We start from the raw sequence: 24293 nt of genomic DNA on the forward strand, positions 1-24293 counted from the left end.
TCGTCCAATCCCGACCGGCCGGGCGGTGGATGCCCCATCCCCGCGAAACGGCGGAAGCCCGCCCCCGGCACGCCGGGGACGGGCTTCCGCTGGTGCGCTACGCGGTCAGTTCACCGCGCCGATGGACACCGAGCCGCGGCCGACGACCGCGCCCTCGGTGGTGGTGACGGCCAGGTCGCCGTAGAGCTCCCGACCGGCGGCCGGGGTGGCCAGGGCGGTCACCGAGCCGGTGAGGGTCGCGCTGGCGCCGTTGGGCAGCGGCAGCGCGGTCGCCGGGGCGCTCACCGAACCCAGCGCGGCCGACGCGAACGAGTCCCGGTAGTCGTACGCGGTGCTGCCGCCCGCGCCGTCCACCGCGTACCCGTCCACGACCACCCGGTAGGTGCCCGGAGCCGGGTTGAGCAGGGTGACGGCCTCCTCGGAGTCACCGTCGGCCTGGTAGCCCACCCGGGTGGCGCCCAGGAAGACGTACAGGTCGAGGTCGGTGCTCGGGTTGGCCGGGTTGCCGATCCGGGCGGTAAAGCTGGACACGCCGGCCGGCACCTCGACGGTGAACTCCTGCGTGGTGCCCTCGGTGATGGTCGGCCGCTCGGCGTGCACGCTGGCCAGCGGGCCGCCGACGCCGGTCACCGAGACCGGGCCGAAGGTGTTGGTCAGGCTCCAGTTCACCTGGGTGGCCTTACCGGCGGTGACCGCCGGCAGCTCGACCACGGCCGGCTCGACCTTGACGCCCTGCACCCGCGCCTGGAGCTGGAACGGGTTGTCCAGGCTCGGCGAGGTGCGCCGCGCCTCCACCTCGATCTCCCAGACGCCCGGGATCGGGTTCTGGTAGTCCCGCTCCTGCGGCTTGCAGGCGGCGGCGTCGGAGAAGTTGGTGTAGCAGCCGGTGCTGGCGGTGCTGTCCACCGGCACGCCGTACGGGTTGATGGCGATGAACCGGGTCTGCGACCCGGTGGCGATGCCGGAGAGGTTCACCTGGAGCGCACCCGCGCCCGGCGGCACCGTGACGAAGTACGAGGTGAAGCCGTTGCGCTCGACCGAGCCCTCGGCCGTGAACGAGTACTTCGGCTTGGTCACCTCGTTGCCGGCGACCACCACGGTGGAGACCTCGAAGTCGACCACGGAGGTGGCCGGGTCGTCGACGGTCATGATGGCGCCGTGCGCGCCGGCCGTGGCCGGCTTGGCCTTGACGTTCACCGTGACGGTCTTGTTCAGCGGCAGGGTGACGCTGGCCGGACCGGAGAAGGTGCCGTCGTTGCCCCGGAAGGCGACGTTGTGCTTGATGTTGCCGGCCGGCCCGCTGGTGCGGGTCAGCTTGACCGCGTACGTGCGGTTCTCCTTGACCTTCTGCCCGCCCCGGTCGGCGGCGCAGCGGTTGTGGATGCCGGTGCCCACGTTCGGGCTCGGCTCGAAGATGCCCAGGTCCCGGTTGTACTTCGCCAGGCTGCCGGAGAGCTCGGTGCAGACCGGCGCCTCGGAGGTGTAGGACCGGGTCGCCACGCCCGCCTTGAGCAGGTTCCACGCGCCCGGCACGTTGAACATGCCGTAGCCCTGCGCGTACGTGGGGACGTCGGCGATCGGCTTGGCCGAGGTGTAGATGGCCCGGCGCAGCGCGGCCGGGGTGACCGCCTGGTCGTTGGCCCGGGCCGCCGAGAGCAGCAGCGCGGCGGCGCCGGTGGCCTGCGGCGAGGCCATCGAGGTGCCGTTGAGCATCTGGTAGCCCGGGGGCAGCGGGTAGCCGGCCTCGGCCACCGGACCGCCCGGCTGCCAGGTCGGCGCGGTGGAGATGGCCGAACCCGGGGCGGCGATGTTCGGCTTGAAGGCGCCGTCCTCGCGCGGGCCGCGCGACGAGAAGTTGAACAGCGCGTTCTGCTTGCGGACCACCGAGCCGTAGTTGGCCAGCCAGGTGTCCTTGCTGATGTTCGCCGCGACGCTCACCACGTTGGCCGCGACCGAGGGGTCGCCGACCGTGTTCAGGCCCGGGCCGGAGTTGCCGGCCGAGATGAACATCTGCACGCCGTACGTGTCGATCAGGGTGTTGTAGAGCTCGGCGCGGGCGTTGGCGCCGTCGTTCAGTGCCGGCAGGCCGCCGATCGACATGTTGATCACGTCGACCTTGCGGTTGACCACCAGGTCGACCATGCCGGTGGTGAGCGCCGCGTAGGTGCAGCCGCCGCCCCAGGAGCAGGCGCGGGCGGAGACCAGCTTGGCGCCGGGGGCGGCGCCGTCGAACGCGCCGTTGCCCAGCATGTCGTTGGCGGCGGTGATGCCGGCGACGTGGGTGCCGTGGGTGCTCTCGATGATGCCGATGTTGACGTAGTCGACCAGGCCGGGGCCGCCGGCCGGGGTGGTGTCGACGTTGCGGCGGAACTCGACCACGAACGGGATCTGCTCCCGGACCGCGGTGGCCGGGTTGTCCGTGCCGAAGTGGCCGACCTGGAACTTCTCCTTGTACGGCCGCATCACCTCGTCGTCGGTGAAGTCGTTGTTCTGGTTCGCGTCGACGCGGATGTCGCCGTTGGCCGGGTTGTAGAGGACGCCGAAGGCGTCGGTGGTGTCGCCGTCGCGGTTCACGTCGCCGGCCGGGTCGCTGCCCAGCGTGGTGGACTCGCGGAAGGTGTTGAACCGGTAGGTGCCCGCCGGGGCGGTCCAGACGACCGCGGCGGCGCCGCTGCCGATGGTGAAGCTCGGGCCCTTGACCTCGGTGAGCATCGGGCGCCAGGTGGCGTCCTCCAGCGGGTCGGTGGCGGTGACCCAGTCGACGATCTTGCGCTCGCCGGTGGTGGTCTTCTGCAGCGCCGGCTGGTCCAGGTCGACCCCGGAGTCCATGATGCCGATGGTGACGCCGCGGCCGTCCCAGGTCGGGTGGGCGGCCTTGAAGGACTCCGCGCCCGTCTCGTTGGTCGGCATGTACGGGTTGACGGCGCCGGTGTCCGCACCCGGCCCGGCCAGCGTCTGGCCCTGCTCGGCGGCCTTCGCACCGGTGGGGGCGGCCTCCGGCTTCGGGTCGGGCAGCGGGATGGCCTCGTCCAGGTCGACCGCGGAGACGCCGGGCAGCGTGGCGGCCTTCAGGACCTTGCCGGTGGGCACCTTGGCCAGCACGAAGCCGACCTGGTCGTAGCGCTGGCTGACCGTGGCGCCGAGACCCTTGAGGCCGTCGGCCACCTTGCCGGCCGAGCCCTTCTTGGCGGCGATGATCAGGGTGACGGTCGGGGCGTGCTTCGCCTTGGCCTCGGTGAACAGCTTGGCGTCGTGCGCACCGAGGACCTCGACCGGGGTCGGCTCGGCAGCGTCGGTGGGGGCGGTGGGGGCTGCGCTCGCGGTGGCGGCGCCACCCCCGACGGTCATGGCGCCGGCCGCCAGGACCGTGGCGAAGAGCGCGGCGGAGGTACGCCGGCTCCGGTTGCGGGGTTGACTCACGTTCTCTTCCTCCAGAGAACAGGGCCCTTCAGACACAGGGCGCGCGTGCTGCCGATCCTCTGGGCGGCCCGGTGTCGATGTCGATACTCCGAAGTAGGTTGTGACCAGTCCGTGACGTCGATACGTCACCGTCGTCACGCGCTGCGCAACCCCTCAGCCGAGTGGACGGCCGATGTGGACCCGGCCGCGCCGTCGGCCTCCACCAGCTCCGGGGCCTGCGGCTGGCGGGGCGCCAGCTCGAGCTGCGCCGGGCTGGCCAGCTCCTCGTCGGAGACGCCCAGCTCGGCGAGCTTGCGGGCGCTGACCAGCACCCGGGCCTCCAGCGACCCCACCGCGCGGTTGTACGCGGTCACCGCACCGCCCAGCGAGGAACCGAGCTTGCCCACGTGGTCGCCCAGGGTGGACAGCCGCCCGTACAGCTCGCGGGCCAGCGAGTGCACCGCCACCGCGTTGCGGGCCAGCGCCTCCTGCCGCCACGAGTAGGCGACCGTGCGCAGCAGCGCGACCAGGGTGGCCGGGGTGGCCAGCACCACGTTGCGGGCGAACGCGTGCTCCAGCAGCGTCGGGTCGCGCTGCAACGCCACGTCCAGGAACGGGTCGGCCGGCACGAACAGCACCACGAACTCGGGGGTCTGGTCGAACGCCGCCCAGTAGGACTTGGCCGCGAGCGCGTCGACGTGCCCCCGCAGGTGCCGCGCGTGGGCATCGAGGTGGGTGTCCCGCCCCCGCTCGTCGCGGGCCTCCATCGCGGTCAGGTACGCGTCGAACGGCGCCTTGGCGTCCACCACCACGCTCCGGCCGCCGTGCAGCCGGACCACCAGGTCGGGGCGGACGCCCTGGTGGTCGGTGGCGGCGGTGACCTGCTCGGAGAAGTCGCAGTGCTCCAGCATCCCGGCGGCCTCGACGATCCGGCGCAACTGGTGCTCGCCCCACCGGCCGCGCACCTGCGGGGCCCGCAGCGCTGCCACCAGCTGCTTGGTCTCGGTGCGCAGCTCACCGGAGACCGTGCTCATCGCCCGGACCTGCTCGCGCAGCTCGGCGTACGCGTCGACCCGCTCGCGCTCCAGCTCGCCCACCCGCAGCTCGTAGCGGCGCAGCGTGTCGTGCAGCGGCGCCACCGCCCGGGCCACCGCCTCCTGCGACTGGGCGGTCGCCTCGTAGCTCAACGCCCGCATCGACTGCTCCAGCCGGCCCTCGCCCTCCCGGGTGGCGGCGAGGGTGGCCTCCAACCGGGCGACCTCGGCCGCCGACCGGGACCGGGCGGCGAACCAGCCCAACGCGCCGCCCGCGGCGAGACAGAGCACCACCACGGCCAGCGTCGAGAAGCTCATGCCGTGCACTTTGCCAAACGGGTACGACGTGCGCTCGCTGGGTACCTTCGAGGTCATGGTGGAAGGTTCGCTGTGGCTGGTCCTGGTGCTGATGCTCGGAGGTGCGCTCATGTTCTGGCGGTGGGGGAGCCGGTCGCGCCGGGCCACCGAGCTCGCGGACGCCCGGGCCGAGGCGCAGCGGTGGTACGAACGGCTCGGCGGCCAGCTGATGAACCTGCACGGCGACGACCCGGCGGTGCGACAGGCCCTCGCGGACGCCGGTGAGCGGTACAACGCGGCCGGTTCGCAGCTGGAGCAGGCGCGTACCCCGCACCAGTTCGCGCTGGCCCGGGAGACCGCGCTGGAGGGGCTGGCGTACATCCGGGCGGCGCGTACCGCGCTGGGCGTCGACCCCGGCCCCGAGCTGCCCCCGCTGGCCGCCGCCCGGGGCGCCGGCCAGCTCACCCGGGAGCGCGAGGTGAACGTGCAGGGGCAGACCTTCCGGGCCGGCCCGCAGCCGGGCGCCGGCACACCGTATTACTACCCGGGCGGGCGCTACCAGGGCCGTGCCGTGCCGGCCGGCTGGTATTCCACCCCGTGGTGGAAGACCGCGCTGGGCGCCGGCGTCGGCGTGGTCGGCGGCATTCTGATCGCCGACGCGCTCTTCTCGCCCGCCTTCGCCGACCCGGGCTACGGCGCCGGCTACCAGGAGGGCTTCCAGGACGGGTTCGGCGACGGCCAGGACTACGGCGACGCCGGCAACGACGTCGGCGGTGGCGACTTCGCCGGCAACGACTTCTCCGGCGGTGGCGACTTCTCCGGGGGTGGCGACTTCGGCGGCTGGGGCGGCGGCGACTTCGGTGGCGGGGACTTCGGCGGCGGCGACTGGTAAGGCCCCTGCCCTGCCCTGCCCCGGCGCGGGTGTTAAGCGGGGCCCCCTGCTATACGGAAAGCGTTAACAGGGGGCCCCTCCTTACACCTCAGCCGGTGTTGCGCATGCCGGCGGCGATGCCGTTGACGGTGGTGAGCAGGGCCCGCTCCAGGGCGGTGCCGTCGCTCGGCGGGCGCCGGCCGCCCGGCGCGGTGGCCACCGCCCGCCCGGCCGCCCCGGAGTCCCGGTACTGGCGCAGCAGTGCCACCTGGAGGTGGTGCAGCGGCTCCAGGTAGGTGTCCCGCACCGCCAGGGTGCGCTGGAGCACCGGCGAGCCCTCCAGCAGGGCCGGGGAGGCGGTGATCGCCAGCACCTCCCGCTTGGTCAGCTCGTACTCCTCCTCGATCTTCGCGAAGATCGGGTGGAGCGGCTTCGGGACCAGGGTCTCGACGTACCGGCGGGCTATGGTCAGGTCGGTCTTGGTCAGCATCATCTCCACGTTCGACAGGAACGTGCGGAAGAAGTGCCAGCTGCGATACATCTCGGCGAGCACGTCCTCCAGCCCGGCCTCCCGGGCGGCGGCCAGGCCGGTGCCCACGCCGAACCAGCCGGGCACGATCTGCCGGGTCTGCGTCCAGCCGAACACCCACGGGATGGCCCGCAGGCCGGACAGGCCGGCGCCGGTGTTCGGCCGCTTCGCCGGCCGGGAGCCGATGTTCAGCTGGCCGAGCAACTCGGTCGGGGTGGACGCCCAGAAGTACGCCGGCAGGTCCGGGTCCTCGACCAGCGACCGGTAGCGTCCGTACGCCGCCTCGGACACCACGTCCATCGCCGCGTCCCAGCGCTCCAGCATCTCGGCGGGCTGCCGGGGCGCGGTGTGCAGCAGCGTGGCCTGGAGCACCGCGGCCACGGTCAGCTCCAGGTTCTCCCGGGCCAGGGCGGGCAGGGTGTACTTGTCGGAGATGACCTCGCCCTGCTCGGTCACCTTGATCGCGCCGTCCAGAGTGCCGTACGGCTGGGCCAGGATCGCCTCGTGCGTCGGACCGCCGCCACGCCCCACGGTGCCGCCGCGACCGTGGAAGAGCCGCAGGTGTACGCCGTGCCGGGCGGCCACGTCGCGCAGCGCCCGCTGGGCCCGGTGGATGGACCACTGGCTGGTGGTGATGCCGGCCTCCTTGTTGGAGTCGGAGTAGCCGAGCATCACCTCCTGCACGTCCCCGCGGGCGGCCACCAGCGCCCGGTACGCCGGCAGCGACAGCAGCTCGTCCAGCAGCTCGCCGCCGGCGTTCAGCTCGGCGGGGGTCTCCAGCAGCGGCACGAAGCCGACCCGGGCCCGCCCGGTGTGCACGTCGACCAGGCCGGCCTCGCGGGCCAGCACCACGGCGGCGAGCACGTCGTCCACGCCGAGGGTCATCGAGATGATGTACGACTCGATCACCTCGCCGCCGAACCGGTCCTGCGCCTCGCGGATGGTGCCGAACACGTCGAACGTCTTGCGCGCGTTCTCGGTCAACGGGGTGTCCAGCGCGGAGAGCGGGCGCCGCCCGGCCAGCTCGTCGGCGAGGAGCTTGGTGCGTTCCAGCCGGCTCAGCGCCGGGTAGTCGGACACCTCACCGACGGCCGCGTAGAGCTGGGCGAGGACCGCGTGGTGCGCCTCGGCGTGCTCACGGACGTCCATGGTCGCCAGGTGCAGGCCGAACGCGGAGACGGTACGGATCGTCGAGGCGAGCCGGCCGACGGCGGTGAGCTGCCCGGAGTTGCGGGCCAGCGAGGCGCGCAGCAGCTCCAGGTCGGCGATCAGCTCGGTTGACCCCTGGTAGTCGCGGCCCGGCACGTGCGGGGTGCCGGCGCGCAGCCGCTCCCGGGTGTTGGCCAGCTTCGCCTTCACGCAGCGGGCCTTGAGCCGGTACGGCTCCTCGGCGTTGACCCGGCGGAACCGGGGCGCCACCTCGGGCAGGGCGTCCAGGTCGGCGGCGAGGCTGGCGGAGAGGTCGAGCGAGACGGCGCGCAGCCGGCGGGAGACGGAGACCTCGTTGATCAGCTCGTCCATCGCCGTCTCGGTGGCGGCGATGCCGTGCTCGTGCTGGATCGCCAGCACCTCGCGGGTGACCAGCGGGGTGACGAACGGGTTGCCGTCCCGGTCGCCGCCGATCCAGGTGCCGAAGGTCAGCGGCCGGGCCGTGGGCGAGGTCTCCACCCCGAGGGTGCGCAGCGTGTCGGCGAGGTCGTCGAGCACCTGCGGGGCGGCCTCGGCGTGCAGGTCGCGCAGGTAGTAGATGGCGTTGCGGGCCTCGTCGGTCGGGTCCGGCCGGTCCAGCCGCAGCTCGTCGGTCTGCCACATCAGGTCGAGCAGCTCGGCGAGCCGCCGGTTCGCCGGCCCCTCGTCGCTGGCCCCGTAGAGGATGGCGTTGGCGGTCTCGGCGTCCAGCTCGTCGGCGATCGCGCGCAGCTTGGACAGGATCGACCGGCGGGCCGCCTCGGTGGGGTGGGCGGTGAAGACCGGGCGGACGGCGAGCCGCCGGGCGGCGGCGGCGATCTCCTCGGCCGGCACCCCGCGCTCGGCGATCATCTTGGCCGCCTGGTCCAGCCAGCCGCCGTGGGTGGCCCGGCGCCGGCGCAGGTCGCGGGCCCGGTGCACCTGCTCGGTGATGTTGGCCAGGTGGAAGTAGGTGGAGAAGGCCCGGGCCAGCTTGGTGCCGGTGGTGACGTCGAGGCCGCCGAGGCGCTGGGCGGCGGCCGGGGCGTCGGAGCGTACCTGGGCGCGGATCTCCTCGACCAGGTCGAGCAGCGGGCGGCCCTCCTGGCGGGCCAGGGTCTGCCCGAGCAGGGTGCCGAGCCGGCGGATGTCGGCCCGCAGGGCGGCGTCGGGGCCGTCGTGGTCGTGCTGGTCGGTCACGTCGCGCTCCTCACGTCAGTACGAAGGACAGCGCTGTCCGACTCCGTCGATCGTATCCAGATCGCCCCCGATGAGCGGAAGGGCCCCGTGCTGTCGCGCCGGGCACACTGCGCGAGCCGGCCGCCCGCTCAGCCATCGGCGGGCCGCTCGCCGGCCGGGCCGGGCCGGCTCCGGGCGGCCCGCCGGTGGGCGTGGAAGGCCGTCGCGGTGAGCAGCCCGACCACGCCGAGCGCGGCCCACAGCAGCAGCCCGCCGAGCGGCCAGCGCCCGCCCCGCCAGTCGAAGTAGACCACCGACTTGACCAGGTCCGTGGTGAGCCCGGGCACGTTCCACCGGTGCATGCCGCGCAGGAAGCCGGGGAGGAACTCGGGGGCGGAGATGCCGCCCGAGCCGGGATTGCCGAGCACCACCAGCAGCAGGATCACCAGGCCGGTGCCGAGCAGCCCCAGCCAGCCCTGCACCGCGGCGGCCACCATCCCGGCGGCGAACGCGGCCAGCGCGCCGACCAGGGCGAGCGCCGGCACGTTGTGGTCGTAGACGTGCATGACCGGGCCGACCAGCACCGCCGCGATGATCCCGAGCAGCGCGGCGTGCACCGCGAGGGTGGCGATCCGCAGGCCGGCGCGGCGCAGGTTGCCGGGGCTGGTGCCGAGCGAGACGCCCAGCGCGGTGGAGGCCAGGTAGCCGCCCAGCACCAGGCCGACCGCCAGGTAGAACGGGGTGAGGCCGCGCGGGTCGCCGCTGGCGACGGGCACCTCGTCGGTGACCTGGAGCGGCACCCCCGCCTGCCGGGTGGCCTGGGTGAGCACCTCGGTGACCACCTCGGTGGCGGCGGGCGCGGCGGCGCTGGCGGTGGCCAGCACCAGCCCGCCGCCCGGGTCGGAGTGCAGCACCGCGTACACCTCGCGGCCGTTGAGCCCGCTGATCGCCGCGCCCTGGCTGTCGTACTCGACGGGTTTGATGATGTTGGTTCTGGTCCGGACGCCGGACATCACCGCCTGGGCGGGCTGGTCGCCGAGGACCACGCCGACCGGCAGGTCGTGCGGGTTGGGCTTGTGCAGGGCGCCGACGTAGGCCGCGATGAAGGCGGTGGCCAGCGCCAGGGTGCCGACGATCAGCGCCGCCGTACGCGGCAGCCAGTCCCGCACCCGTTCCGACTCCTCACCCACGCCGCCAGCCTAGGTAAGGAGGGGCACCCTATTAACGCTTTCCGCATAGCAGGGGCCCCTGACCACTCCCACGCCCCACCTCGCAGATCTTGGCGAGTTGTCGTCAGCTGCGAACGGTAAGTCGCCAAGATCTGCCGCCTCTGCGGGCTGCGGGGCGGCCGGGGGCTGCCTCAGCCCTCGATCACGGCGAAGGCGCGGACCGGGAAGCTGTCCATGCCGGCGATCATCGGGGGCGCGGCGGTGAACCGGAACCCGTCCACCGGCAGCGCGTCCAGGTTGGTCAGGTGCTCCACCACCGGGATGCCGGCGCCCAGTAGCGCGCTGTGCGCGGGCCGGCGCCCCTCGGCCGCCGGGCTGCTGTCGTCGATGTTGACCGAGTCGATGCCGACCAGGGCCGCGCCCGCCGCCGCCAACCACTCGGCGGCCTCGCCGGTCAGGTACGGGTGGCTGGGGTCGCCGTACCGGTCGGTGCCGAAGTGGGCGTCCCAGCCGGTACGCAGCAGCACCGCCCGGCCGGCGACCTCGTGCGGCGCGAGCAGCGCCAGGTCCACCGCCCGCGTCCCCTCGGGCAGCGCCACCAGCAGGCCGGGCAGGTCGGCGAGCCGGTCCAGCGGCATCCCGCCGAGGTCGACGCCGCCCGCCCAGCGGTGCGAGGGCATATCGACGTACGTGCCGGTGTTGCCGATCATGGTGATCTCGCCGACGTGGAACTCGGTGCCGGGCGCGTAGTTGGCGCGGGACGCCTCGCGGGTCAACCACTCCCGGATCGTCGGGCCCGGCCAGCCCGGATAGGTGGTCATCCCGTCGCTGATCACATGACTCAGCTCGACCAGTCGCCGCCCGGCCCCCGCACGTCGGTCCATGCCGGCACTCGACCACGGGCCGAGCCATCGGTCAAGGGCGATCCGGAGCGGCGCCGTACGCGGGGCAGGGGGGTGCGTCACGTACGGCGCCGTCCTGGGTGCCCGGCGACCGGCTGGCGCCGGGGGTGCGGCCCCGGGGGAGCGGGCTCCCGGGCCCCCCCGAACAGGCCCGCGTTCCCGCGTCGCCGGTACGGCGCACCCCGGGGCGACACGGTCCATCGTCGCCCCGGGGCGCGTTCCCGTTCTTGAACTTTCTTGCTCGCTTCGCCGCGCCTCAAGGACCGCCGCGACTCAAGGACCGCCGGGGCCCAAGGACCGCCGGGACTCGGCCGTGGTGAGCAGTCGGCGCAGCCGGGCCGGCGGGTGGCCCACCTGGGCGCGCAGCACCCGGGTCAGGTGCGCCTGGTCGGCGAAGCCGTACTCGCTGGCCAGCGCGCCCAGCGGGCGGTCCTCCGGCTCGGCGAGGGTGTCCAGCACCGCGCGGACCCGCAGCCGGTTCCGGTACGCGGTCAGACTGCTGCCGGTCATCCGCTGGAAGACCCGGCTCAGGTGGTGCGGTGAGGCGCCCACCTCGCGGGCGACCTCCGCCAGGCCGAGGGTGAAGTCGGAGTGGGCGAGCACCTCGCGGGCCCGGTCGGCGAGCCGCCGGTGGGCCGCCAGGGTGGCCGGGCGGCGGGACACCGCCCGCTCGACGTCCGCCTCCGGCCCGCCCGCCGAGAGCCCGCTGTATTCGAAGAGCCGGGCCAGGAACCGGTGCAGCCGCTCGGCCGCCTCGAACCCGTCCAGCCCGCGCCGGAACTCGGCGACCAGCATCCGGTGCGCCAGGTCGAAGGAGGCGTCGGACGAGCCGTCCCAGCCGTCGCGTTCCAGCCAGCGCGCCGCGTCGCCGCGGCCCGCCAGCACCCCCGGGTCGATCTCCAGGCAGGTGTACGAGTCGCCGCAGCCGTACGGGTGGGCCACCCGCAGCTCGTCGCCGGGCCGGGTGAGGGTCACCGAGGTGGCGTCCGCCAGGCCGTCGCGGCCGTTGAGCCATTTCCGGTACGCCCCGGAGCGGCCAAGGGTGATTTTGTGCCGGTCCTCGGCGACCACCGGCGTCCACCCGTGGTTCTCGACGATGCACCGCACCTGATAGATGAGCATCCCCTCGGGGTGGCCGAGCACCCGCCAGCGGGCGGGCGTGGTCTTGCGGCGCGGATCACTGCCGGTTCCCTCCGCGGGCATCCTTCCTCCCGGGTGCTCGTCGCCTCCGTGGCGGCCGATCGTTCCCGAGAGAGATAGTGTCGACCCGGAGGACCCCCCGTCCAGCCCGGGCGCGGGGTGATCGTCGTGTCTGCGCCTGGAAGTGATGACCACATGCTCACCGGCCTCTTCTCCGCCGCTCTGGTCGACCCGGCCCTGACCAGGGCACGCGACCTGGCCCGCTCCGGCGCGGCCGCGGTCGACGGGCTCGACCTGACCGCGCCCGCGGCACTGCGCCCGTTCGCGGTCGCGGCGGTCGCCGCCGACGAGCCCGCCGGTGGGGCGGGGCGACCGGTGCTGGCGGTGACCGCCACCAGCCGCGAGGCCGACGACCTGGCCGCCGCGCTGGGCAGCCTGCTGCCGGCCGAGCAGGTGGCCGTCTTCCCCTCCTGGGAGACGCTGCCCCACGAGCGGCTGTCGCCGCGCTCCGACACGGTCGGTCGCCGGCTCGCCGTCCTGCGCCGGCTGGCCCATCCCGGGTCCGCCGACGCGCACGGCCGCACCGGGCCGCTCCGGGTGGTCGTCGCCCCGGTCCGCTCGCTGCTCCAGCCGCAGCTCAAGGGGCTCGGCGACCTGGAGCCGGTGCAGCTCGCCGCGGGCGACGAGGCGGACCTGGAGGTGGTCGCGCGCCGGCTCACCGACATGGCGTACGCCCGGGTGGACCTGGTCACCAAGCGCGGCGAGTTCGCCGTGCGCGGCGGCATCCTGGACGTCTTCCCACCCACCGACGAGCACCCGTCCCGGGTCGAGTTCTGGGGCGACGAGGTGGAGGAGATCCGCACCTTCGCCGTCGCCGACCAGCGCACCATCTCCGGCGTGCCGCAGCTCTGGGCGCCGCCGTGCCGGGAGCTGCTGCTCACCCCGGCCGTCCGCGAGCGCGCCGCCGCGCTCGCCGCCGAGCACCCCGAGCTGGCCGAGATCCTCGACAAGCTGGCCGAGGGCATCCCGGTCGAGGGCATGGAGTCCCTCGCGCCGGCGCTGATCGGCGCCGACGCGCTGGAACTGCTCGTCGACTGCATGCCGGCCGGCACCCACGTACTCCTCTGCGACCCGGAGCGGATCCGCACCCGGGCGCACGACCTGGTCCGTACCTCGGACGAGTTTCTCCAGGCCAGCTGGGCCGCGGCCGCGACCGGCGGGCAGGCGCCGGTGGACCTCGGCGCCGCCGCCTTCAAGACCCTGGCCGACGTACGCGCGGCGGCCCGCGCCCTGCGCCAGCCGTGGTGGACGCTCTCCCCGTTCGGACTGGTCGAAGCGGGCGCCGCGCCGGCCCGGCAGCCGTGGGAGGACGAGCCGACCGAGGTCGACGTCACCCCCGACGACGCCATCGCGGTGAGCCTGGCCGCGCAGCCCGCGCCGCTCTATCACGGCGAGACCGCCCGGGTGGTCGACGACCTGAAGCGCTGGGCCGGTGAGGGCTGGTCGATCGCGCTGGTCTTCGAGGGGCACGGCCCCGCCCAGCGGGCCGTCGAGGTGCTCCGCGACGCCGGTCTCGGCGCCCGACTGGTCGAGGAGGTGCCGGCCGCGCCCGTCCCCGGCGAGCCGCTGGTCTCCTGCGGCGGCCTGACCGCCGGCTTCGTCGACGAGGCGTCGAAGTTCGTGCTGCTCACCGGCAACGACGTCACCGGCGGTCGGGGCACCTCCACCCGGGACATGCGCAAGATGCCCAGCCGGCGGCGCAACACCATCGACCCGCTGGAGCTGAAGGCCGGCGACTTCGTGGTGCACGAGCAGCACGGCATCGGCCGCTACGTGGAGCTGGTGCAGCGCACCGTCAACGGCGCGTCCCGGGAATACCTGGTCATCGAGTACGCCCCGAGCAAGCGCAACCAGCCCGGCGACCGGCTCTTCGTCCCCACCGACCAGCTCGACCAGCTCTCCCGCTACGTCGGCGGCGAGCAGCCCACGCTGCACAAGATGGGCGGCTCGGACTGGCAGAAGTCCAAGGCCCGGGCCCGCAAGGCGGTCCGCGAGATCGCCGCCCAGCTGATCCAGCTGTACGCCGCCCGCAAGGCGTCCAAGGGGCACAACTTCGGCCCGGACACCCCGTGGCAGCGGGAGCTGGAGGACGCCTTCCCCTGGCAGGAGACCCCGGACCAGCTGGCCGCCATCGAGGAGGTCAAGCGGGACATGGAGCAGACCGTCCCGATGGACCGGCTGATCTGCGGTGACGTCGGCTACGGCAAGACCGAGATCGCGGTACGGGCCGCGTTCAAGGCGGTGCAGGACGGCAAGCAGGTGGCCGTGCTGGTGCCCACCACACTGCTGGTGCAGCAGCACTACAACACGTTCGCCGAGCGGATGAGCCAGTTCCCGATCACCATCCGGCAGCTGTCCCGGTTCCAGACGCCGAAGGAGACCGAGCGGACGCTGGAGATGGTCGCCGACGGCACCGCCGACATCGTCATCGGCACCCACCGGCTGCTCCAGGCGGCCACCCGGTTCAAGCAGCTCGGGCTGGTCATCATCGACGAGGAGCAGCGCTTCGGCGTCGAGCACAAGGAGCACCTGAAGACGCTGCGCGCCTCGGTCGACGTGCTGGCCATGTCGGCCACCCCGATCCCGCGCACCCTGGAGATGGCGATCACCGGCATCCGGGAGATGTCGACGATCGCCACCCCGCCGGAGGAGCGGCACCCGGTGTTGACCTTCGTCGGGGCGTACGACGACCGGCAGGTGGCCGCCTCCATCCACCGCGAGCTGCTCCGCGACGGGCAGGTCTTCTACCTGCACAACCGGGTCGAGTCGATCGAGAAGGCGGCCCGCCGGATCCGGGAGCTGGTGCCCGAGGCGCGGGTCGCGGTGGCGCACGGCCAGCTGGGCGAGGAAGCGCTGGAGAAGGTGATGGTCGGCTTCTGGGAGAAGGAGTTCGACGTCCTGGTCTGCACCACCATCGTCGAGTCCGGCATCGACATCCCCAACGCCAACACGCTGATCGTGGAGCGCGCCGACCTGCTCGGCCTGGCCCAGCTGCACCAGATCCGGGGCCGGGTCGGCCGGGGCCGGGAGCGGGCGTACGCGTACTTCCTCTATCCGCCGGACAAGCCGCTCACCGAGAACGCGCACGAGCGGCTGGCCACCATCGCCCAGCACACCGAGCTGGGCGCCGGCATGTACGTGGCGATGAAGGACCTGGAGATCCGCGGCGCCGGCAACCTGCTCGGCGGCGAGCAGTCCGGCCACATCGAGGGCGTCGGTTTCGACCTGTACGTCCGGATGGTCGGCGAGGCGGTCTCCGCCTTCAAGGGTGAGCACCCGGAGGAGGAGACCGAGGTCAAGGTCGACCTGCCGATCGACGCGCACCTGCCGCACGACTACGTCGGGGTGGAGCGGCTGCGGCTGGAGATGTACCGCAAGCTCGCCGAGGCCCGCGATGCCGAGCGGCTGCGCGAGGTGGTCGCCGAGATGACCGACCGGTACGGCGAGCCGCCCACGCCGGTGCAGAACCTGGTCGCGGTGGCGAACTTCCGGCTGCTGGCCCGCCGGTACGGCCTCACCGACGTGTCGATGCAGGGCAAGCACATCCGGTTCGGTCCGCTGCCGCTGCCCGACTCGAAGCAGCTGCGGCTCAAGCGCTACCACCCGGACTCGGTCTACAAGTCGGCGCTCGACCAGGTAAGCGTCCCCCGGCCGAGCACCCGCCGGGTCGGCGGCGAGCCGCTGCGCGACCAGGCGCTGCTGGAGTGGTGCGCCCAGCTCCTGAAGGATGTCCTCGGCGAGCCCGAGGAGCGGGCCGGGATTGCCCGCCCCGCAGTGGCGAGCGGACGGTGACGCAGTCGAGCCCGAGGAGCGGGCCGGTGTTGCCCGCCCCGCAGTGGCGAGCGGACGGTGACGCAGTCGAGCCCGAGGAACGGGCCGGGGTTGCCCGCGGTGTTAACAGGGGGCCCCTGCTCTACCGCAGGCGTTAACAGGGGGCCCCGCCTTACACCTGGGGTGGGCGGCGTCACAGCGCCGTGCCGGTCGTGAGAGAGTGGCCGTCATGCGTGCTCGCCGTCTTCTCGCCGTCGCCACCGTGGCGGTCGGTCTCGTCGCCCTCTCCGGTTGCCGTGCCGAGCCGGGTGTCGCCGCGTACGTGGGTGACCACCGGATCACCGAGGATGCCGTCACCGGCGTCCTCGACGAGCTGAAGGGGAGTCTCCCGAGCCAGGAGCCGACCCCCGCCGGGCAGGAGTCCGAGGCGCCGGCCGGCCCGCGGCTGCCGGCCCGGTCCCAGGTGGTCAGCACCCTGGTGCTGCTCGAGGTGTGCCAGAAGCTCTCCACCGAGAAGAACTACCGGCCGCAGGGGCAGGTGCAGGCGGAGCAGGTCGCCCAGCAGTTCGGCCTGCCGGCCGACGCGACGTACTCGCAGCGGGTCGCCGAGCTGTACACCTGCCTCTCCGGGGTGCCGGCCGGCCAGTCGGTCGCGCCCACCCAGGAGGAGCTGGCCGCGTTGGTGGCGGCCGGCAAGGAGGCCGGGGCGATCCCGCCGGAGGTGACCGTGGAGCAGGCCGCCAGCCAGCTCGACGGCGACCAGCTGCGTTCCGCGCTGGCCACCCGCAACAACCTGGCCGAGGCGGTCACCGGGTACGACGTGACGGTCAACCCCCGCTACCGCCCGCTGGAGTTCCCGGTGCTCAGCTTCACCGGTGACGTGCCCGCGGTCAGCGTGCCGCTCGGCGAGTCCGGCAGCGATTCGGTGATCGACGCCCGTTGACCACCGCTCGGATCGTCCTGCTGGTCACCTCGCCCCGGCTGCCCGCCGGGCTGTTGACCGCCGCCGCCTGGGACGTCGTACGGTCGGCGCCGGTGCTGGCCGGCGCGGAGAGCGAGTTGACGGCGGTCCTGCGCACGGTGGGGGCCGAGGTCACGGTGCGGGCCGAGGGCGGTGCCACCCAGGCGTTGCTGGACGCGGTCGCCGCGCACGGCACGGCGGTCTGGCTGGCCGGCCCGACCGGCGACGAGGCGCTGGCCCGGGAGCTGGGGCTGCGGCTGGCCCGCGAGCCGGGCCTGGCCGAGCTGGAGCTGATGTACGGCTCGTGGGACCCGCCGGGTGCCCGGCTGCTCGACGCGGTCGCGGTGATGGACCGGCTGGCCTCGCCCGGCGGCGACCCGTGGAAGCGGTCGCAGACCCACCGCAGCCTGGCCGGCTTCCTGCTGGAGGAGTGCTACGAGGCGTACGACGCGATCAGCGCCGACGACACCGACGCGCTCCGCGAGGAACTGGGCGACGTGCTGCTCCAGGTGCTGCTGCACGCCCGGCTCGCCGAGGAGTTGCCGGACGGGCGGCGCTGGACCGTGGACGACGTGGCCGGTGGGCTGGTCGACAAGATGGTCCGCCGCAACCCGCACGTCTTCTCCGGCGAGGAGGCCGGCTCGATCGAGGAGATCGAGGCGAACTGGGAGCGGATCAAGCGGGCCGAGAAGGTACGCGAGTCGGTGCTGGACGGCATCGCCCTGAGCCAACCCGCGCTCGCCCTGGCGGCCAAGGTGCTGGACCGGGCCGGCCGGGTCGGTCTGGCCGTCCCCCCGCCGCTGGCCGAGTCGCAGGTGGATCCGGAGGCGCGGCTCGGCGCCGGCCTGCTGGCCACCGTCGCCGCCGCGCGACAGGCCGGCCTCGACCCCGAGGCCGCCCTCCGCCGCGCCACCCTCGCGTACGCCGAAGCCGTCCGCACCGCCGAACAAACCCCCTAACCCCCTCCCCCTCTCCCCCCACCCGTACACCCGGGCGGAGTCGTGCGGGGACAGTTTCCGTGGACGGGGTCGGTAGGGTCGGCGCATGGAAGCGTTTGTGCCGTTGGCGGAGCGGATCGTGGAGGCCGTGCTGGAGAGCCGGCCCGGGCTGGCCACCTCGGCCGGTGACCACCGGTTCGACGACCGGCTGCCGGACCTCTCCGCCGACGCGGTCGCCGCCGACCGGGCGATGCTCCGGGACGCCGCCGACGCGCTCGCCGAGATCGACCCGGATTCGCTCGACGTCGACCACCAAGTGGATCACGCGCTGCTCACCAGCCTGGTCGACCGGGGGCTCTTCGAGTCCACCGAGATCCGCGCGCACGAGTGGGACCCGCTGCGGCACAACCCCGGCCCGCTGCTGCACGCCCTGCTGGCCCGCCCGTACGCGCCGGCCGAGGTGCGGCTGGCCAGCCTCGCCGGGCGACTGGCCGCCGTGCCGGACGCGCTGGCCACCGCCCGCGCGACGCTGCGGGACATGCCCCGGGTGCACGCCGAGACGGCGGTCGGGCAGTTCACCGGCACGGCCGCGCTGATCCGGGACGAGGTGCCGGGGCTGCTCGCCGAGGCGCCGGCGCTGCACGGCACGGTGGAGCCGGCCGCCACGGCGGCCATCGCCGCGCTTGACGAGTTCGTCGCCTGGCTGCGCGGCGGCCTCGCCGCCGACGCCGGCCCCGGGCGGGATCCCCGACTGGGTCGGCGGCTGTGGGAGGCGCGGCTCTGGCACACCCTGGACACCGAGCTGCCCGCCGCCGAGGTGCAGCGGCGGGCCTGGGCCAACCTGGAGCGGGTCACCGACGAGATCCGGGCCGCCGCCGTCGAGCTGGTCGGCGGCCCGGCCGACGACGAGACGGTGCGCCGGGCGCTGGACCTGCTCGCCGCCGAACACCCCGACGACCACACCATCGTCGACCTCGCCTCGGTCACGCTGGACGAGGCGAGCGACTTCGTCCGGGCGCACGATCTGGTCACGCTGGTCGACGATCCCTGCGTGATCCAGCAGATGCCGGAGTTCGCCCGGGGCGTCGCGGTGGCGTACTGCGACTCACCGGGGCCGCTGGAGACGGCGGACGTCCCGACCTTCTACTGCATCGCGCCCACCCCGGCCGACTGGCCGGCGCACCGGGTCGAGTCGTTCTACCGCGAATACAACGACCACATGATCCGCAACCTGACCGTGCACGAGGCGATGCCCGGTCACTTCCTCCAGCTCGCCCACGCCCGCCGGTACGTCGGCGACACCCGGGTCCGGGCGTTGACCGAGTCCGGCGTGTTCATCGAGGGCTGGGCGGTGTACGCCGAGGAACTGATGGTGGACCGCGGCTTCGGCGGGCTGCCGGTGCGGTTGCAGCGGCTCAAGATGCAGCTGCGGATGACCATCAACGCGCTGCTCGACCAGCTCGTGCACTGCGACGGCATGGCGGAGGCGGACGCCATGGCGTTGATGACCGGGCGGGGCTTCCAGGAGGAGGGCGAGGCGGCGGGCAAGTGGCGCCGGGCGCTGCTCACCTCGACCCAGCTCTCCACGTACTTCGTCGGCTACAGCGAGCTGGCCGAGATCGGCGCGGCCCGGCCGGACGGGGTGCCGGTGCGCGACTGGCACGACGCGATGCTGGCCCACGACTGCCCGCCCCCACGCCACCTGCGCACCCTGCTGGAGGTGTAAGGAGGGGCCCCTTGTTAACGCATTCTGCATAGCAGGGGCCCCCGCTTAACACCCCACGCCCCCGCTTGACACCCCGCCCCCGCTTGACACCCCACGCTGCCGGCTAGCTCGCCGCGACGGCGTCGATCAGCCAGCGGGAGATCGAGTACGCCGGCGGCAGCTCCGCCGGCAGCGCGTCCAACGGGAACCACCGCGCCTCGGTCAGCTCCCGCCCGTCGACCACCGGCTCCGCGTTCGGGTCGGCCGCGGTGGCGGTGAAGCCGGTGAGCAGCGTGCCCGGCCCGGACATCGCCCAGGGCTGGCTGCCGAAGTAGGCCACCCGGTCCAGGGCCAGCCCGACCTCCTCCCGGACCTCCCGGTGGGCGGCGGCCTCCAGCGTCTCGCCGGCCTCGACGAACCCGGCGACCAGCGCCCACAGCCCGGTCGGCCCGTACGAGTGGCGGACCAGCAGCAGCTCGGCGGGCCGGCTGGCTGAGGCGGCCCGGCCGGCGGGAGCAGAGCGGCCGGCGGGACCGGGCCGGGTGATCGCCACCAGCACGGCGGCGGAGAGCCGCAGCGGGACGTACAGCTGGCAGCCGGGGCAGCGCCGGGCGGTCTCGCCGGGCACGTCGGCCAGCTCGGCCCGGCAGGCCCCGCACCACCGGTGGGTACGCCGCCAGGTGATCACGGCCAGCGCGCGGCCGGCCAGCGTGGCCAGCGGTTCGGGCAGGTGGGCCGCCAGCCGGCGCCAGCTCTGCCAGTCGCCGGGCAGCGCCTCAGTGTCGGCGACGTCGGCGGCCCACGCCGGTACGCCGTCGAGCGTGCCGACCGGTACCCAGTCGGCCCGGTCGGGCAGCTCGCCGATCCGGGGGAACGCCCCGTCCGGCCCGGTCAGCAGCTTGTGCCCGGCCACCGGCAGGGCCAAATCGCCCGGCGCGGGCGGCCGGTTCGCGTCGGCCCCGGGCAGGAACCCCGCACCGTTCATCGGGCGTGGCCGCCGGGCCGGGCGGAGGTCACGACGTGGTGCGGCGGTCGGTGACGTCCGCGCCGGCGGGCGGCTCGAACACGGCCGGGTCGATGGTCTCGGTCCAGCGGCTGAGGGTCAGTTCCGTCGCCCGGCCGGCGAGGGTGCCGGCGAAGCTGCCGAGCACGCCCTCGTTGGTCACGCAGGCGCTGAAGTCACCGGCGGTGTGCCGGACGTCGACGCAGGTGGCGGGCCGGCCCGCCACGGTGGTGTCGCTCTGCGTGATGGTCGCGTCGGAGTCGAGCGCGGCGTCGGTGAGCAGCCGGATCACCCCCGGCGGGGTGACCAGCCCACGCTCGGCGGCTTCGGCGTAGACCGGCACCGAGGGCGTGCCGGCGGTGGCCACCGGCGGCAGCACGGTGCAGGCGGTGCGGCCGGCGGCCGTCTCGCACCGGGTGAGCGCGTCCTGGGTGACCGTGATCTTGCCGGCGGGCCAGGTGTACGTCGCGCGCAGCGGCTTGCGGGCCTGCGCGATCGAGGCGGTACCGCCGTCGGCGAGCTGGTACTCCGCGGTCCAGGTGCCGACGAGCGCCTCGTCCATCCGGGCGGCGAGGTCGTTGACGAGATCGGACCGGTCCAGGGCGGTCGCGGCGTCGTCCATCGCCTGGCAACCGGTGACCGTGAGCGACGCGACGACCGTGGCGGCGAGCATGCGGAAGGGTCTCAGGGCGGCGGGCATGGCGACCAGCGTGGTCGATCAGGTCCACCAGGTGCAAACTCGTTGCCGGTTGAGGGCCGAGAATCCGGGAATGTCCGGGTCGATCGCCGCCGGGCGTGGGGTCCGGGCGCCGGTCCGCGCGCCGGGCGGTGGCCGGGTGAAGACGTGCGGCCCGGCGCCGCCCGATACGCTGCGTTCAACACCTGCCTCAGCCGCACCGTCGCGGCCCACACCGGACCGGTACACACAAACGAGGAGCGACTCAGTGGCAACCATCGAGGGAATCGTCGCCCGGGAGATCCTGGACTCGCGGGGCAACCCGACGGTCGAGGTCGAGGTCGGGCTGGACGACGGCACGATCGCCCGCGCCGCGGTGCCGTCCGGCGCCTCCACCGGCGCCTTCGAGGCGGTCGAGCTGCGCGACGGTGACGCCGACCGCTACCTGGGCAAGGGCGTCGAGAAGGCGGTCACCAACATCGAGGACAAGATCGTCGATGAGCTGATCGGGTACGAGGCCAGCGAGCAGCGGCTGATCGACCAGAAGATGCTCGACCTCGACGGCAGCGACAACAAGGGCGAGCTGGGCGCCAACGCCATCCTCGGCGTCTCCCTGGCGGTGGCGAAGGCCGCCGCCGGCAGCGCCGAGCTGAGCCTCTTCCGCTACCTGGGCGGCCCGAACGCGCACCTGCTGCCGGTGCCGATGATGAACATCCTCAACGGTGGGGCGCACGCCGACTCCAACGTCGACATCCAGGAGTTCATGATCGCGCCGATCGGCGCCCCCACCTTCCGGGACGCGCTGCGCTCCGGCGCCGAGGTCTACCACGCGCTGAAGTCGGTGCTGAAGAAGAAGGACCTCTCCACCGGGCTGGGTGACGAGGGTGGCTTCGCCCCGAACCTGCCGACCAACGCCGCCGCGCTGGACCTGATCGCCGAGGCGGTGGAGAAGGCCGGCTACCGGCTCGGCACCGACATCGTCTTCGCCCTGGACGTGGCCGCCACCGAGTTCTTCGACAACGGCAGCTACACCTTCGAGGGCAGCGCGAAGTCCGCCGAGGAGATGAGCAACTACTACACCAAGCTCGCCGGCGACTACCCGATCGTCTCCATCGAGGACCCGCTGGCCGAGGACGACTGGAGCGGCTGGGCCACCCTGACCGCGGCGCTCGGCGACCGGATCCAGATCGTCGGCGACGACCTGTTCGTCACCAACCCGCAGCGGATCGCCCGCGGGATCACCGAGAAGGCCGCCAACGCGGTGCTGGTGAAGGTCAACCAGATCGGTTCGCTGACCGAGACGCTGGACGCGGTGGACCTGGCCCACCGGGCCGGCTTCAAGTGCATGATGAGCCACCGCTCGGGCGAGACCGAGGACACCACCATCGCCGACCTGGCGGTCGCCACCGGCTGCGGCCAGATCAAGACCGGCGCCCCGGCCCGCTCGGACCGGGTGGCCAAGTACAACCAGCTCCTGCGGATCGAGGAGGAGCTGGCCGACGCGGCGCGGTACGCCGGCGCGGGCGCGTTCCCGCGCTACCGTTCCGCCTGAGGCGAGAGGCTTTCGGGGGAGGGGTGTGAGGATGCCGCAGCGTCGCACACCGGGGGGCCAGCGGCCCGCCCGCCGGCCGGGTCAGACCGGCCGGCCGGGCGCGGCCCGCAGCCGCACGCCGGCCCGCGACGGCAGCGTCCGCGCCGAGCCGCGCGGCACCGCCGGTCGGGCGCGGGGCGCCGAGGGCGTACGCTCCGCGAACCGCCCGGCCGCCGCCCGCCGCACCGCCGCGGGTGGCACCGTCCGGCGGCTCGCCGCACCCCAACCCCGACGGCTCACCGGGCGCGCCACCGTGCTCTTCGCGGTGCTGATCGCGCTCGCCCTGGCGTACACCTATCCGGTGCGCGTCTATCTCGACCAGCAGACCGACATCGAGCGGATGGAGGCGGCCCAGGCCGCCCAGCGCGAGCGGATCGCCGAGCTGTCGGAGCGGGCCGCCAAGTGGCGGGACGACGAGTACGTCAAGATCCAGGCCCGGGAGCGGTTCTTCATGATCGAGCGCGGCGAGAAGATCGTGATCGTGCTCGACGACCCGGCGGGGGCCGCCCGGGACGCCGGCGCCGGCACCCACCCGGCCGGGCCCCGGACCCCGGACACCTGGTACGACACCCTGTGGTCGAGCATCCGGGCGGCGAACGACGACCGTGCCGGCGAGTGACCGCGTACCAGCCGAGCACCGAGGAAAGATGGGCACCGTGACTGTCGTACCCCCGCCGGATCCGGCGGCGGATGCCGTGACCCCGCCGAGCCGGGAGCCGGCCACCGAGGCCGACCTGGCGGCGGTGGCCGCCCAGCTCGGCCGACCGCCCCGGGGCACCCGGGCGGTGGCCCACCGCTGCCCGTGCGGCCTGCCCGACGTGGTGGAGACGACGCCCCGGCTGGCCGACGGCACACCGTTCCCGACGCTGTTCTATCTGACCTGTCCCCGGGCCACCGCGGCGTGCAGCCGGCTGGAGTCGGCCGGGTTGATGAAGGAGATGGCGGAGCGGCTCGCCGAGGACCCGGAGCTGGCGGCCCGCTACCGGGCCGCGCACGAGGACTATCTGGCCCGGCGGGAGGCGATCGGTACGGTGCCGGAGATCGCCGGCATCTCCGCCGGTGGCATGCCGGGGCGGGTGAAGTGCCTGCACGTTCACCTCGGGCACGCGCTCGCCGCCGGGCCGGGGGTGAACCCGTTCGGCGACGAGACCCTGGCGCTGGTGGAGCAGTGGTGGGCCGCCGGCCCGTGCGTGGACGTCCCGGCGGCGCAGTGAGATGACCGCCGCCGACGAGATCGCCGTCCGCCGGGCCCGCACCGCCGACGTACGCGGCATCCGGCGGCTGGTCGACACCTACACCGACGATCGGCGGCTGCTCAGCAAGGCCACCGTCACGCTCTACGAGGACGTGCAGGAGTTCCGGGTGGCGGTCACCGCCGACGGGACGGTGGTGGGTTGTGGCGCCCTGCACGTGATGTGGGAGGACCTGGCCGAGATCCGTACGGTGGCGGTGGATCCGGCGTTCCGCGGTCGCAAGCTCGGGCACCGGATCGTCGGCGAGCTGATCGACGCGGCCCGGGAGCTGGGGGTGGCCCGGATCTTCGTGCTCACCTTCGAGACCGCCTTCTTCGGCGCGTTCGGCTTCCGCGAGATCGACGGTGCGCCCGTGCCGCAGCCGGTGTACGAGCAGTTGCTGCGCTCGTACGACGAGGGTGTCGCCGAGTTCCTGGACCTGGAACGGGTCAAGCCGAACACCCTGGGCAACAGCCGGATGCTGCTGCGGCTGTGACCCGGCGTGCTCCGTCGGGCCGGCCGCTGCGCCGCCGAGGGGGACGGGGCCGGCGGGGTGCCCCCCGACCCCCCCCGCCGCACCCCATGGCGGCGAGGAACGGCGGCAGCCCCGTCAGCGCTGCCACCGTCGCCCGCCGCACGTCCCCGTCCCCCTCGCCGATCCGGACGTCC

General features: G+C 73.8%; 17 protein-coding genes. 9 read left to right on the forward strand and 8 right to left on the reverse strand.

Annotation, left to right across the window (positions count from 1 at the left end):
• Positions 1 to 105 precede the first annotated feature (105 nt).
• Positions 106 to 3420 carry a S8 family serine peptidase gene (locus K7640_RS09575; protein WP_222954399.1) on the reverse strand — a complete coding sequence of 1105 codons (3315 nt, stop codon included), beginning with the start codon at positions 3418 to 3420 and terminating at the stop codon, positions 106 to 108.
• A 134-nt stretch (positions 3421 to 3554) separates the two neighbouring features.
• On the reverse strand, positions 3555 to 4751 hold the full coding sequence (locus K7640_RS09580) for a DNA recombination protein RmuC (protein ID WP_222954400.1): 1197 nt from the start codon (positions 4749 to 4751) through the stop codon (positions 3555 to 3557).
• Positions 4752 to 4809: 58 nt separating this feature from the next.
• Between K7640_RS09580 and K7640_RS09585 the strand changes: the two genes are divergently transcribed.
• Positions 4810 to 5622, forward strand: coding sequence for a hypothetical protein (locus K7640_RS09585; RefSeq protein WP_222954744.1), 813 nt, complete (start codon positions 4810 to 4812; stop codon positions 5620 to 5622).
• Positions 5623 to 5710: 88 nt separating this feature from the next.
• On the opposite strand, the gene ppc is transcribed toward K7640_RS09585, so the two are convergent.
• The 4 genes from ppc to K7640_RS09605 form a co-directional block, all read right to left on the reverse strand.
• On the reverse strand, positions 5711 to 8497 hold the full coding sequence (ppc, locus tag K7640_RS09590; RefSeq protein ID WP_222954401.1) for a phosphoenolpyruvate carboxylase: 2787 nt from the start codon (positions 8495 to 8497) through the stop codon (positions 5711 to 5713).
• A gap of 128 nt (positions 8498 to 8625) precedes the next feature.
• Positions 8626 to 9666, reverse strand: a complete 1041-nt coding sequence (locus tag K7640_RS09595) for a hypothetical protein (RefSeq protein ID WP_222954402.1) — start codon at positions 9664 to 9666, stop codon at positions 8626 to 8628.
• Positions 9667 to 9836: 170 nt separating this feature from the next.
• Complete coding sequence (locus K7640_RS09600) at positions 9837 to 10529, reverse strand: cyclase family protein (RefSeq protein ID WP_222954403.1); 693 nt, start codon at positions 10527 to 10529, stop codon at positions 9837 to 9839.
• 291 nt (positions 10530 to 10820) lie between these two features.
• Positions 10821 to 11750, reverse strand: a complete 930-nt coding sequence (locus tag K7640_RS09605; protein ID WP_222954404.1) for an AraC family transcriptional regulator — start codon at positions 11748 to 11750, stop codon at positions 10821 to 10823.
• Between the two features lie 132 nt (positions 11751 to 11882).
• Here K7640_RS09605 and mfd point away from each other — a divergent pair, with 132 nt between their 5' ends.
• The 4 genes from mfd (at position 11883) to K7640_RS09625 (ending at position 19143) form a co-directional block, all read left to right on the forward strand.
• Positions 11883 to 15539 carry a transcription-repair coupling factor gene (mfd, locus tag K7640_RS09610; protein ID WP_222954405.1) on the forward strand — a complete coding sequence of 1219 codons (3657 nt, stop codon included), beginning with the start codon at positions 11883 to 11885 and terminating at the stop codon, positions 15537 to 15539.
• A 208-nt stretch (positions 15540 to 15747) separates the two neighbouring features.
• Positions 15748 to 16461, forward strand: a complete 714-nt coding sequence (locus tag K7640_RS09615; protein WP_222954406.1) for a hypothetical protein — start codon at positions 15748 to 15750, stop codon at positions 16459 to 16461.
• Positions 16458 to 17438 carry a nucleoside triphosphate pyrophosphohydrolase gene (locus K7640_RS09620; protein WP_222954407.1) on the forward strand — a complete coding sequence of 327 codons (981 nt, stop codon included), beginning with the start codon at positions 16458 to 16460 and terminating at the stop codon, positions 17436 to 17438. The genes K7640_RS09615 and K7640_RS09620 overlap by 4 nt, the downstream gene beginning before the upstream one ends.
• Positions 17439 to 17523: 85 nt before the next feature.
• Positions 17524 to 19143, forward strand: a complete 1620-nt coding sequence (locus tag K7640_RS09625) for a DUF885 domain-containing protein (protein ID WP_222954408.1) — start codon at positions 17524 to 17526, stop codon at positions 19141 to 19143.
• Between the two features lie 103 nt (positions 19144 to 19246).
• Here the strand turns inward: K7640_RS09625 and K7640_RS09630 are convergent, their stop codons facing one another.
• Both K7640_RS09630 and K7640_RS09635 read right to left on the reverse strand, forming a co-directional pair.
• Positions 19247 to 20107 (reverse strand): NAD(+) diphosphatase, encoded by an 861-nt coding sequence (locus tag K7640_RS09630; protein WP_222954409.1) that lies wholly within the window; start codon positions 20105 to 20107, stop codon positions 19247 to 19249.
• Between the two features lie 28 nt (positions 20108 to 20135).
• Positions 20136 to 20825 carry a hypothetical protein gene (locus tag K7640_RS09635; RefSeq protein WP_222954410.1) on the reverse strand — a complete coding sequence of 230 codons (690 nt, stop codon included), beginning with the start codon at positions 20823 to 20825 and terminating at the stop codon, positions 20136 to 20138.
• Between the two features lie 244 nt (positions 20826 to 21069).
• On the opposite strand from K7640_RS09635, the gene eno reads away from it, so the two are divergent.
• Genes eno through K7640_RS09655 form a run of 4 tightly spaced genes read left to right on the forward strand, consistent with a single transcriptional unit; the run spans position 21070 to position 24120 of the window.
• The gene (gene eno / locus K7640_RS09640) at positions 21070 to 22353 is read left to right on the forward strand and encodes a phosphopyruvate hydratase (RefSeq protein ID WP_222954411.1); all 1284 of its coding nucleotides are present in this window, start codon (positions 21070 to 21072) and stop codon (positions 22351 to 22353) included.
• A 31-nt stretch (positions 22354 to 22384) separates the two neighbouring features.
• On the forward strand, positions 22385 to 23011 hold the full coding sequence (locus K7640_RS09645) for a septum formation initiator family protein (RefSeq protein ID WP_222954412.1): 627 nt from the start codon (positions 22385 to 22387) through the stop codon (positions 23009 to 23011).
• 37 nt (positions 23012 to 23048) lie between these two features.
• Positions 23049 to 23606 carry a DUF501 domain-containing protein gene (locus K7640_RS09650; protein ID WP_222954413.1) on the forward strand — a complete coding sequence of 186 codons (558 nt, stop codon included), beginning with the start codon at positions 23049 to 23051 and terminating at the stop codon, positions 23604 to 23606.
• 1 nt (position 23607) lies between these two features.
• Positions 23608 to 24120, forward strand: coding sequence for an amino-acid N-acetyltransferase (locus tag K7640_RS09655; RefSeq protein ID WP_222954414.1), 513 nt, complete (start codon positions 23608 to 23610; stop codon positions 24118 to 24120).
• Positions 24121 to 24293 lie beyond the last annotated feature (173 nt).

The organism is Micromonospora sp. PLK6-60 (assembly GCF_019890675.1).
Classification (GTDB): domain Bacteria; phylum Actinomycetota; class Actinomycetes; order Mycobacteriales; family Micromonosporaceae; genus Micromonospora.